The organism is Sporosarcina sp. GTC18466, assembly GCF_055389225.1.
In genome coordinates, this window is the sequence record NZ_AP044037.1 from 2,550,066 (window position 1) to 2,562,604 (window position 12,539).

General features: G+C 46.3%; 10 protein-coding genes. 7 read left to right on the forward strand and 3 right to left on the reverse strand.

The window, feature by feature from the left end:
• Positions 1–78 precede the first annotated feature (78 nt).
• The 5 genes from ACZ5FK_RS12620 (at position 79) to ACZ5FK_RS12640 (ending at position 6,542) form a co-directional block, all read left to right on the forward strand.
• The gene (locus ACZ5FK_RS12620; protein WP_464805239.1) at positions 79–2,022 is read left to right on the forward strand and encodes a DUF2207 domain-containing protein; all 1,944 of its coding nucleotides are present in this window, start codon (positions 79–81) and stop codon (positions 2,020–2,022) included.
• 302 nt (positions 2,023–2,324) lie between these two features.
• Positions 2,325–2,837, forward strand: coding sequence for a hypothetical protein (locus tag ACZ5FK_RS12625; protein WP_464805240.1), 513 nt, complete (start codon positions 2,325–2,327; stop codon positions 2,835–2,837).
• A complete protein-coding gene (locus ACZ5FK_RS12630; RefSeq protein ID WP_464805241.1) occupies positions 2,837–4,072 on the forward strand; it encodes a replicative DNA helicase in 1,236 nt (411 codons plus the stop codon). Before ACZ5FK_RS12625 ends, ACZ5FK_RS12630 begins: the two co-directional genes overlap by 1 nt.
• Positions 4,065–4,499 (forward strand): hypothetical protein, encoded by a 435-nt coding sequence (locus tag ACZ5FK_RS12635; RefSeq protein ID WP_464805242.1) that lies wholly within the window; start codon positions 4,065–4,067, stop codon positions 4,497–4,499. The genes ACZ5FK_RS12630 and ACZ5FK_RS12635 overlap by 8 nt, the downstream gene beginning before the upstream one ends.
• Before the next feature lie 108 nt (positions 4,500–4,607).
• Complete coding sequence (locus ACZ5FK_RS12640) at positions 4,608–6,542, forward strand: DNA/RNA helicase domain-containing protein (protein WP_464805243.1); 1,935 nt, start codon at positions 4,608–4,610, stop codon at positions 6,540–6,542.
• A 477-nt stretch (positions 6,543–7,019) separates the two neighbouring features.
• Here the strand turns inward: ACZ5FK_RS12640 and ACZ5FK_RS12645 are convergent, their stop codons facing one another.
• The 3 genes from ACZ5FK_RS12645 to ACZ5FK_RS12655 all read right to left on the reverse strand — a co-directional run bounded on the left by ACZ5FK_RS12645 (position 7,020) and on the right by ACZ5FK_RS12655 (position 10,204).
• Complete coding sequence (locus tag ACZ5FK_RS12645; protein WP_464805244.1) at positions 7,020–8,414, reverse strand: Sau3AI family type II restriction endonuclease; 1,395 nt, start codon at positions 8,412–8,414, stop codon at positions 7,020–7,022.
• Positions 8,415–8,483: 69 nt separating this feature from the next.
• Positions 8,484–9,743: a DNA (cytosine-5-)-methyltransferase gene (gene dcm / locus ACZ5FK_RS12650; RefSeq protein WP_464805245.1), complete on the reverse strand. Its 1,260-nt coding sequence runs from the start codon at positions 9,741–9,743 to the stop codon at positions 8,484–8,486.
• An 83-nt stretch (positions 9,744–9,826) separates the two neighbouring features.
• On the reverse strand, positions 9,827–10,204 hold the full coding sequence (locus tag ACZ5FK_RS12655; protein WP_464805246.1) for a very short patch repair endonuclease: 378 nt from the start codon (positions 10,202–10,204) through the stop codon (positions 9,827–9,829).
• A 265-nt stretch (positions 10,205–10,469) separates the two neighbouring features.
• Here ACZ5FK_RS12655 and ACZ5FK_RS12660 point away from each other — a divergent pair, with 265 nt between their 5' ends.
• Positions 10,470–12,278, forward strand: coding sequence for a DUF262 domain-containing protein (locus ACZ5FK_RS12660; protein ID WP_464805247.1), 1,809 nt, complete (start codon positions 10,470–10,472; stop codon positions 12,276–12,278).
• 89 nt (positions 12,279–12,367) lie between these two features.
• Positions 12,368–12,487: a hypothetical protein gene (locus ACZ5FK_RS12665; RefSeq protein WP_464807433.1), complete on the forward strand. Its 120-nt coding sequence runs from the start codon at positions 12,368–12,370 to the stop codon at positions 12,485–12,487.
• Positions 12,488–12,539 lie beyond the last annotated feature (52 nt).

The window sequence follows — 12,539 nt, forward strand, 5'->3', positions numbered from 1 at the left end:
ATTCAGCAGCGGATGATTGAAACTATGATGCCTGGTCACCCGTATGAGATAGAGAATGGTGAGCGGGGAGGCGTGAATATGAAGAAAGTGATGGGCGTACTTTGTCTGCTTCTGATTTTGATGATGGGGACAGCGCCGCTTGCGAGCGCAAAATCATTTACCATCAATCAGGTCGATATCAATGCGTATGTGCTGGATAATGGGGACCTGTACGTCGAGGAACTATTTACATATACCTTTTCGGGCGTCTACAACGGGACGACGCGGACGATCGGAAAGCAGAATCATGGGGGCGTCCAGTATTTCGAAGGCTACCTAGTACCGATGAATACTGACCTTGCGCAGTATGACAACAGCACGTTCGAGCCGCTGGAAGTGGAGCGGGAGGACGTGACGTTCAAGATCCATACGCCGAGCAAAGATGAACGGAAGAAAGTGTTTTATCGGTATTTGATCAGCGGAGCAGCCAAAAAGTATCAGGACACCGGGCAGCTGTATTGGCGTTTCTTTGACGAGCTGAACGAGACGGACTTGCACAACGTTCGCATTCGGCTCGTCTTATCAGGAGACCGGGATGCGACACTTGCCGGGAAGGCGTATCTCCATAGCTTTACAGGTGAATTAACAAAGTCCGATCACAAAGGATACGTCTACAGGGCGGATGAATTGGAAGCCTACAGCAAGCTGGAGATCCGCTTTTTATTCCCGGAAACGTTCTTGAAGGATGCTCCCTACACCGAAAATGAGCCGATGTTAGCGCAGTTTGCGGCGGAGGAAGCCGCCTATGCCGACTGGAGGAGGAAAAGAGAGAAAGCCCTGCCGGCAGTATCGGCACTGAACATCACCGTGCTGGGAGCTGTCATCGTCCTGTTCCTCATCGCCGTTTTGTATCCAAGACGCCTGCACAGGCTGCTACTTTCAAAACCGCCGATGCATCACCTGGAAGAGATCGATTCGTTTCTTCTGACGATCATCGAACGCAAAGGGAAGGTGGAACCTGGCGCCATTTCCGCGGCGCTGCTGCGGCTTCGCCAAAAAGGGATGGTCACGATGGAGAAGGTTCCGTCTAGCGCCATCTACAGAAGTGACGACAACGCCCCGGAGTACACGTTCCGGTTCAAATTGACAGCGGATCCGGGCTCGCTGCATCCGTATGAACAAGACCTGGTCGATTGGCTGTTCGAAGAGGATGCGGAAGGATCCCTCGCCTTTTCGCTGGATCAATTCCCGTTCCTCACAAAGCAGCAGCGCGAAAAGAATTGGCGGCTCGGTCCGGACTACTCCAGCCGGGCCAAACAGTTCACGAAGCGTTTCAAAGAGTGGAAGAAACTCGTGCGGACAGACCCGGAAGTGATGACATATGTCGCCCCGAACCCCGTGCGCAAGGTTCTTACGCGGCTCGGCGTTCCTTTGTGGACCGCCTTTGCATGTGTGAATCTCTGGATGCTCACCGGGGACATGTCGGTCGTAGGTTTCCTGCTGCTTCTTTCGATCGCCGGGTTTATCGCATTGCTGTTCAAGCAAAACTATAGGATTGCGTTGCCGATCCATTTTGTATTTGGAATTATTTGCATGGAAGGAGTAGCGGATAACACGGACGGGGTGTACGCAGTATTTGCGATCGCCTCCGCACTGCTCGCCGTCACAGCCTTCCTGCTGCCGCTGCGGGACATCAAACGAAAAGCCGCCCCGTATTTCAAAGGCGCCAAAGCGTTCAAGAAAGACGTGAAGTCAGGGGAGTTCGACTTCCGCGGCAGGCACTTGGCGGATCAGTGGATGGAACATGCCATTTCCCTTGGCCTGTTCTTCCCGCTGCTCCTCAAATACGCGAAGACCGTGCCGGAAGACCTTGCCTCGTTGCCGCCGATGACCGCCCGCCTGACGGAACTGCTGACCGCGTTTCATTATACGCATCGCACGTGCTACACCCATCTGCAGACGTCGTATTCGGGGTCCGGCGGCAGTTCTGGCGGAAGCGGCGGCAGCGGATCGAGCGGCGGGGGCGGTGCGGGGGCGTTTTGAAGAACACCTGCGAAACGTCGGGCTTGGTTCATTTGAATGGGAAGAGGGATCGTCCATGCACAATGGGCGGTTCTTTTTTTTGGTTGATGAAAATAGTCCATAAAATTTCTACGAATCAGCACCCGCTGCCCTAACGCGGATCAGCTGTTTCCTTCGTGAAACAACCATCATTCATTACGAAAAAGTCTTCATTCTAAATAACTGAAAATATTTATTATTTTAAGGGAGTATCCTTTTCCCTCCTAACTTTCTATATAACAGATGAAAGGTATGGTCATATAAATGAAAAGGTGGAGTTGTAAATGGAAAAGGGATGGTTCAAAACACATCGCATGCTATGGGAGAAACCGATTTGGACAGGCTCGACGCCGGAACAGAAAGTGGTGCTCCTGACGCTGCTGTCCATGGCGAATCACGAAGAGAGGGAGTGGGATTGGAATGGCCGGGCGTACTCCGTGAAGCCCGGCCAAATGATCACATCACTTGCATCGCTCAAGGAGAAATGCGGCAAAAACATCAGCGTCCAGCAAATCCGCACGGCACTCAAGCGTTTTGAGAAATACGGATTTCTAACAAACGAATCAACAATGCAGAACCGGCTCATCACCATTGCCAACTGGGCCATGTACCAGCACAACGGCCACTCGCAAACATCAAGCCTAACAACCGATGAACAAAGCGATGACAAAGCAGCAACAACTAAGAAGAACTATAAGAATGAAAAGAATGAAAAGAACATAATACAAAGATCTTTCGCGTACGCGAAACAGGTCCAGGAATTCCAGTTCGACCTGACGAGAGGAGAAGCGCTATGATGGCGGAAAAAGCGGTGCTCGGCACCATGATGAGGGAAAACTATCTGATCACGGATGCCAACCTGTCCGCCGATCAATTTGCGGATCCGGTCCACCGGATGATCTTCCAATCGATGAAGGAGCTGCGGGCTGGCGGAAAGACAGTCGACTTCATCACCTTGCTGACGAGCTTCCACCCAGGGGACATCGGCGGCGCCAACTACGTCCGGGACTTATCGGACTACGCGAACATCCCGGCGTTTGACGACTATGTCGCCGTCATGCTCGATGCGTGGCGCGAACGGGAAAAGCGGAACGTCCTGAGCATTGCCGTGCAGGAGAACTGGCCGATCGACCGCATCATGAGCGCGCTTGAAGCACTCCACGACAACCGCGCGAGCCATTATGTCTCCCTGACCGACCTGCTCGCGGACATTTACGAGGCGCCGTACGTCCAGAGGGAGATCACGGAAGGCGCAACGACCGGAATCGGCACGCTGGACCAGATGACGGATGGCCTGAAGGACGGGGAACTGACCATCATCGCGGCAAGGCCGAGCATGGGGAAGTCGGACATCATGCTGCATATCGCGAAGCACGCCGGCTGGAACAACCGGCTCCCGCTCATCTTCTCCCTGGAAATGTCCGCGGAAAGCCTGCGGGATCGCCTGCTCGCGTCAACCGGGCGCTTTTCAAGACTGCGTATGCGCGATCCCTATACGTCGTTCGATGAAAAACAGAAAGCCGCATGGCCGCGCACGGTCGGCATCCTCGCGGAATCGAACATGCACTTCTTCGACCGCAGCAAACAGACGATCGCGGACATCCGCATGAACGTCCGCAAGATGATCCATGCGCACCCAGGCAAGAAACCCGTCATCTTCGTCGATTACCTGACCCTCATCCATTCGGAAGAGAAAAGCAGCAGCATGCACCTGCAAGTCTCCCAAATGACAAAAGACCTGAAAGCGATGGCGCGCGAATTCAACTGCCCCGTCATCACACTCGCCCAGCTCAGCCGCGCCGTCGAACAGAGAGGCGACAAACGCCCCCTCATGTCCGACCTGCGCGAATCCGGCTCCATCGAAGAAGACGCCGACGTCATCATCTTCCTCTACCGGGACGCCTACTACGGCTTGCGGAAAGAAAACGACCGGACACTGGAACTCATCGTCTCCAAAAACCGCAACGGCCCCGTCGGCACAGCCATCGCAGATTACAATAAATTCACAGGCGAGGTGACCGGAATTGCGTGAACCGACGATCAAAGAACAACTCGAGGACGCCATCGACTACGACGCGCCATTGCTCGCGCATGCGATCTACTACGCTCTACAGGAAGGACTCGTGCGACTTGAAGATGCGGCAAGCAGCCTGCCGAACGACCTGGACTTCGCCGTCATTACCCGGTGGCGGGATGAGAACTTGCTGCAGCTGTGTACTGTGGGGCTCTACACCATCCCTATGGGGCAGAAGCGGCATGCTCTTTACCTCGCGCGAAAAGAGGATGATGCCCGGGCGAAGCACTTTAAGGTCTATGGAGTGCTTGCTCAGCGCGTGATCGATGCTACACACAAGATGGATGTTTCCTTGTATTGTGAGGCGACTGGTGTGTACCGGATGATTCGGGAGATGAAGAGGCGGGTGGTGGTGTTTCCTTGTTATTTGGGGGAGGTGAAGTAAGAAGACCTTGCGAATATAGTGGAAATACAAGACAATGGAACTAAGAATATTTCGTAAATCAAATAATCTATTCGTCTACTAACTCCACTACAAAGCAGGTGTGTACCTATGATCATCTACGAATCCACAAAGCAACAATTCGTCGGAGATGTTGTCAATGAACTGCTCATTGACCGCCTTTATAATTCATATCAGAAGAAGATTGGGCGTACCTCGAAAGCGGAAATTCGCTCATGGGAAAATTCATTGCAAAAAATGTCCAATGTCATGCAGGACGACGAGATACCGAATGACGCAGCAGTGGCCATTGAGTTCAACATTCCTAACACATCCAAGCGCGTCGATTTCTTGATTGCAGGGAATGACGGCCAGCAGGATCATGTCGTCATCGTTGAACTGAAGCAATGGGAAGAAGTCGAGAAAGTCCCGACGAGGGATGCGATTGTCAGAACGTATCTTGGGAACGCCGTCAGGGAGACGACCCACCCCTCCTATCAGGCTTGGTCGTATGCGGAGCTGATCGAGGATTTCAATGAAAATGTTCAGGAGAAAGAGATCCAACTAAAACCCTGTGCTTATTTACATAACTACAGGAAAACCGAAGACGATCCATTGACGGACGAACATTATCAGGATCATCTGGATAAAGCCCCTGTCTTCACGAAAGGGGAGATCCAGAAATTACGCTCATTCATCAAGAAATACATCCGCAAAGGCGATCGGAACCAGCTCATCTATCAGATTGAAAATGGCCGGATCCGTCCGTCAAAATCGCTGCAGGATACGCTGAACAATATGCTTAAAGGGAACAAAGAATTCATCATGATCGATGAGCAGAAAGTGTTTTATGAAGAAGCGCTTCAACTTGCCCTGGAAGCAGTTAAAACGGATAAGAAGCATGTCATGATTGTGGAAGGGGGGCCGGGCACCGGAAAGTCGGTCCTTGCGATTAATCTGCTGGTCAACCTCATTGACCAAGGACTTGTCTCCATGTATGTGACGAAGAACTCGGCACCCCGGCATATCTATTCCACCAAGCTGAAAGGGGATTTTAAGAAATCCCATATCGACAACCTCTTCAAAGGATCAGGCAGTTTTACGGAAGCTGGCGACAATGAATTCGATGTACTGATTGTCGATGAAGCCCATAGGCTGAACGAAAAATCCGGCATGTTCCGGAACAAAGGCGAAAACCAGGTGAAAGAGCTGATCAAAGGCTCGAAGTTCACCATCTTTTTCATAGATGAACATCAAAAAGTCACCTTAAGCGATATCGGCAGCGTCGACATGATCAAAGAATACGCCAACGAATATAAGGCTGAAGTCATTTCATGCGAGCTCACCTCCCAATTCCGCTGCGACGGCTCGGACGGCTATATTGCATGGCTGGACGATGTGCTGCAAATCAGGAATACGGCCAACAAAAACGACCTTGGCATGGATTATGACATCAGGCTCTATGATGATCCGAATGAAATGCTGGCAGAGATTGAACGGCTGAACGGGAAAAATAACAAATCCCGCGTAATGGCAGGCTATTGCTGGGAATGGCCAAAGAAAAATCGGCAAGACGTCAACCATCTCGACATAACAATACCAAAGCACGACTTCGGCATCAGCTGGAACATTGAGAACACCTGGGCCATCGAAAATTCATCTGTCAGGGAAGCAGGCTGTATCCACACGGCTCAGGGATTGGAATTTGATTATGTGGGCGTCATCATTGGTGATGACATGCGATTCGAAGATGGTCAAATCATTACAGACTTCACCAAACGGGCAAAGACAGACCAATCCTTGAGGGGCATCAAAGGAGTTGCGAAGGAAGATCCGGTAAAAGCCCATGTATTAGCAGATCCGATTATCCGGAATACGTATCGAACACTGATGACGCGCGGGCAGAAGGGGTGCTTTGTGTTTTGTACGGATGCTGCTTTGCAAGGATATTTGGAAGAGCGGTTGGAGAGGGTTATGTTGTATCGGAAAGAGTGGGAGAGGATGTTGTATTTGGTGGATGAGAAAGAAGGGTATGGGGAGTACTGAAAGAAAAATAAATGCAGGGCCCTCAAATAAACTACGATATCTAAAAAGAGGAATCTCCTATGTAACTGTTATCAGAAGGAGGTTACTCTTTTTTTGTTGATGAAAAGGACAGGTATTATCGGCGGGGCACAAAAAACGACCCACCTTGGTCCGCATTGTCAAGAGGCGTGGTGGGTTCTGTTGCATCCATTATAGCAAAAGAACAGTTCAAAGAGTGAAGAATTTTTCTAAAGGGCTATTTTCATCCTAATTAATAATTCCATTAATCCATGGACCGACCACCTGGATTTTGGGGAGAAGGGGGCAGTAAGATTAATAGAATAACAAAGCACCCCAGCCCTGCAAATGGTAGCGGGGAAAGAGTTCGCTCAAGTTTATTGTATCGTTACTGGAATTGTAATATATATGCTATGCACCGTCAATAAATCTAAGTTGTCGATAGCTGAACTGTAACGAGAAAGTGTTAATTTAAAGAGCTTAATGATTTAACCTCTCTGATACGACGCTAGCAACAAACTCCCTATCCAACCAAAATGCCTGTTTGCTGATCATCCTGCCATCCGGTAATTCCACTTTGTCGTTTCCATCTTTGCCTTTAGGGCGAATATGGCAAAGTCCGTTAGATTTAGGCTTTGGCAAGTTGTTCATGACAATCACCCTGTTTTTCTGCTGGACAGGTGTCAGCTCGATACCGTCCTGAATTGTTGTTTGGACATTGTCGTAGAAATCTCGCAGACGTCCTTCTATCTCACTTATTGGCATGTTCCATAAGACTATTCCCTTAAAGTGCAGTTCGCGCGGACAATTCTTTTTCTTCTTCTCTCTATATTCAAATACAACAAACAGAAGTTTTGTCTCTTCGAAGTACTCTTTCAACCAGCTCTCATCCCATTGTGTCTCCACCCACTCATTGAAATGGACATTGCGGAAAGACATATGTTCATGAGGGATACCGTTCGGTTCCAAGCGAACAGTTTTCAATTGGATGTTAGCTTTTGCAAACTCGTCTATATCATCGAGCCTAGTTCCTTTAATTCCGAGGAGATTACTTACAAATATTTGAAGGAAGTTTTTCGATTTAGAATCAGTGGTAATCCCTGTTTCATTGGCGATGTCACTTAAAGATTTCCCGACGTAAGGCTCAAATTTCTCCTGTAGAATTTGAAGTAAACTTTTGTTCTGCAATTCGGAGGAGGTGGTAATGCGGGTCAAGTCCTCTTCGGAGATGACTTTTCGTATTAACGCTGTCATATAGCTCTGTTTTAGGGAATAAGCGCGTTGCATAGCCGGAATTGCACTGTGCGGCTGAGCCCTCAAGGAAGATTTGTTTGCACCTTTCGTACATGCGGCCAGATAGTTCGTATCAGCTTCTGATAGTTCATGAGCCAACCCGTTTTTTATCTTATCGTTTATCAGCATCCAGTCCTGCTTGATAATTTCCAAGTCTTCGGCAGGATAGCGGTGGAGGTAGGATTTAATGATACGGTAATCAGCCCGACTGATTTCCGGCATCCATTCGTAGAACATCATTAATAATTGCCTGTTCTTATTCCAGAAACTCGAATCATGGAATGACTTGTCCACTTCCTCCATATAATTTATGATATTGAGAACCAGTCGCTCCTTTGCGGACAAGGTGCCATTCTTATTTCTTTTCAGAGGGGTGACTTTCAACTCGATATCCAAATCCTTGAAGTCTGCCTCGCTGTCAGAGTTTATTTTGTACTCGAAGAAGCTTTCCTCAATAATCTGTCCGAGTTGGCCTTTAGCCCGCTCGTTTTCAATGCGTCCGCTTCTATCTATTTCCCCGAATGTTTGGCCCTCAGCTTGTCTGGCTTTATACATCAACTCTTCTTCGCTTTTATATATCAAGTCCCATCCCTCCCCAGTTGTTACCAATATACTACCATACATAAGAAAAAGCCGATACAAAAGTATCGGCTAGATGGATAAATGCATTTGGATATCTGTCGGTTCCGAATAGGAAGTCTCAATCTCCTCGATGCGTTTACCCATAAGCTCAATGAGATTCACGACCAGTGCATTACCCATGCAGAAATAACGCATACGGTCTGTCATGCCCTGTGTCCAATTGTCAGGAAACCCATTAAGCCGCTCGCATTCAATCGGAGTCAAAAGACGCTTCCTGCCGTTGACCTCGACAATATGGGTGCTTCTATTGATGGAACCCTCGCTCGTCAACATCGTACGACCCGGTTTATCGAGTTCATCTGTTGGAGACATTCCGCCCTCCGAAAACTGATACTTATGGCCATCAGCTGATGTCCGCTCAATTTTTTTGGGACCACGGAGATACTTGAACTTCTCCTCAGCCTCTTGTGACAGATAATACTTTTCATCCACTATGTTTTCATCAAGGAGGATATCACGTAAAGGCGTCGGCCTTAGTTGCTTCGGGTCAACATGTGCAGTGTAGAAGTGACCATCCCTCATGATTCCTGCGGTATGGAACGAGAAAGAATAATTATCGGATACATCAATTATATCCTCAGGAAGAACTCCAGAGGCTGCTCTGTCTTTATACGGCTCATTCTCTACAGGAAACGCCTTTGCAAAGAAGCCATCATGGAAGAGTATATCTTGATTATCCAATTCTCGCTGATCATCGCTGAACGGGATTCCGTTCTTATAAGCAAAGATGAAGACCCTGCGCCTTCTTTGTGCGAAGCCATAGTCCGCCGCGTTGATGACTCTCCATTCCACGCTGTATCCCAAATCACGGAAGGTTGCGAGCATGACCGCAAAATCCCGGCCACGTTGGGAAGCGGGAGACTTGAGTAATCTATCGACATTCTCGAGAAGAACGTATTTAGGGTAGCCGTTCTCGATCACCCGTTTGATTTCCCAGAAAAGCACTCCCTTTTTCCCTTGGATGCCTTTTTCTCCGGAAAGTGTCCTTGCAACTGAATAGTCTTGACACGGGAATCCGCCTACGACCATATCTGGCGCCAATTCTTGGAATGTTTCGTCGGGTACGCTTGCTATATCTGCATTGCTGTGGATTCCACTATCGAAGTTCCTCGCATAACAATCAAAGGCATCCTGGGCTTTCCGTGATGGTTCCCATTGATTACCCCAGACCACGTCGAAAAGGCGGGGATTGGCTTGTTCCAATCCTCGGCGAAAACCGCCGACACCAGCGAATAATTCAATAACAGTGAGTTTGTTGCTGTCAGACATTTTCGAACACCCTTTCGGTCCATTTTCTACATTATACTCTATTTCGACGGAAAGATCAAGATCTAAATTGCGAAAAAGGTAATTTAATGTCCTTTTATTGCCGAAATGAACTCCAGGGTATCCTCCACTGCCTTCTCCAAGTCATTTCTAATTTCATGTTCCCATACACGTTTCACATGCCAGCCCTTTTCTTTGTAGTATTCAGTTGTCTCAGCATCACGTTCCACATTCCGTTTGAATTTCTTGTCCCAAAACTCCTCATTGCTTTTAGGCCGCTTGAAGTGATCGGGACAGACATGCCAGAAGCAGGAATCGACGAATATGACAAGCTTGTATTTTTTTATGGCAATGTCAGGGGTTCCCTTGAGGGAGCGGACGTTGCGCCGGAAGCGCAAACCCCTTTTCCACAAAGCGCTTGCGAACATGTCTTCCAGCTTTGATTTTGCTCTGATTTTACTCATGGTCTTACTGCGTTGTTCTTTAGACATTATGTCGGCCATGGTAATCATCCTTTTTTCTTGGGATTCCCTTGGAATACGTATATAAAACAAGAAGACGATTTTTTAATTGAAGGTGTACTTGATCTTCAATGATGTTTAATGTATATTATAAGAAACTGAGTCACCGCAACTAATGATGAAACCTACTTGGGGAATGTTATTGTGTTTAGAGCCCTTTTAGATAAAATGAATTGTATGAGAATATAAAAAGGAAAAGGTGAATTGAATGAACTTCGAGGCGGTTAGTGATAATGTTAAGGGGTTACTTACCTCTACAAGAACGTATAGAATACCGAGATTTCAAAGAGACTTCTCTTGGGAACAGTCTAATTATAACGAGTTTTTGAATGATATGATATCCCAAATCGGTTATTGCGAGGAACATGATGACTATGTTAACTCCCAATATTTTTTAGGAAATATGCTCTTCCTTGGTAAGAAGGAGGACGATTTAGTTGATGTAGTTGATGGCCAGCAAAGAATAACCTCCATTACTATTTTATTGAGTGCAATCAGAAATACGTTGTATAATATTACAGACAAAGATATTTATAGTGATGCTGATATTCAATCTGCAAAGGACTATGCAGATACAATACATAATGAATACCTTATTAAAAAAATTGACGGAGTTCCACAGCGTAAAGTTGAGACCACCTCAAGTTTTCCTTATTTTACTCAAACAATTCAAGATTATGCCACCAGTAATTCGGAAGTGGAACCAAGTACTGAGGAAGAAGAACTTCTTAAAAAGGCGTTTGATTTTTTTAAAAAACAATTGGATAAAGAGTTCTTATTGAAAAAGCTTTCTGATTCACTCGGGCAAAAATTTAAAGAAACTCATTATATAAAGATTCTAAAGGCTCTGAGAGATCAAATCTTAAAGGCTCAAATTATTGAGGTTTTTGTAGCGGAACGCGACCAAGCGAATAAGATTTTTGAGAATATTAACTCAAAAGGTAAACCACTATCTCAAGTAGATTTGATTAAGAACTCAATTTTCAGCAAGATTAACGTAACAGGCGCAGGTATTGATGAGATAGCGATGACTTGGTCGGCGTTCGGAAAAAGGGTAATGAATCTTGACACAACGTTTGATGAATTTTTCTTGCACTTTTGGAAAGCAGAATTTCCATTCGATCAAGCTACGGGAACAAACTTATATAAAAAATTTCTAGATAGATTTGCAACAGAAGACCAAGTAGGTTTGGAACAGTTTGTGAAGAAGATAGAAATTGCTTTAAATCTTTACGTGAGCATTTTATCACCTGACCTGAATCACTTTAAAAGGCAGGAACAAAAACCTGAATATGAATATTTGGAAGCGATAAATAGGTTTAAGGGTGTTCAAGTTAGACCGGCACTTCTAGCCTTCTATATGGCGAACCATAAAATGGGGAATGACGGTAAAAAAGTTTTGCAAAGAAAGAAGAGGAATGACTTCTTGAGGATGTTAAGCACCTTCCACTTTGCAGCATTTGGAACGAATTTGAAAATCCGTTCCAATATAGTTACTAAACCGTATAGGAATTTCATAGAAATTGTTCATAAAGCCAAGAATAGAGAGGACTTGCAAAAAGCCATAAATAATTTAAAAGGAGAATTATTTGGTTTGATTTCAAAAGATAAGTTTATTCAAGCGTTTAGTGAATTGAGATTTACAAAGAAGTTAACTCCAGGCGATGCGGAATCTTTTCCAGCTTCTTACGCAGTTAAACAAGTGGCAAACTTTTTTGAGAATAGGGAATACAATGATGATCAATATTCAATTGAACATGTATACGACGAATCTTCCGGATATACAAATATTGGAAATCTGACTGTTTTGGAAAACAATAAAAACAACAAGATAAATGTTATTAAGCAAAAGAGTAATAATGAAATTACTTATTTGGACAAGCTTCCAATTTATAGAGAGAGCAAATATGTGATGGTCTCTAAGTTATGTGTAGATTATCCGAATTTTAGCGATAAGGATATAAGCAAACGAGCAAAAGAGTTGGGCAATATCTATTGGGAAGCATACTTTAATTAATGCATTATAATTCAAACATTAAAAAATATTGACTTTATGCTAAAGATAGACAGTACTTTTCCTCATCCACGCAATACGACGACTACGCAATCGGGACGCATTTGTTCGACTGCCAGTCACAGAACCGCACGTTGGTGACGAGTTCCACGGGTCAGCGTTATATTCACCAGCGGGAGAACGGGACGACAATCGCGCTGTTTGTCCGTTAGTACCGGCAACAGGATGGCTACACCGGACCGTTTGCGTTATCGGGACGGCGGA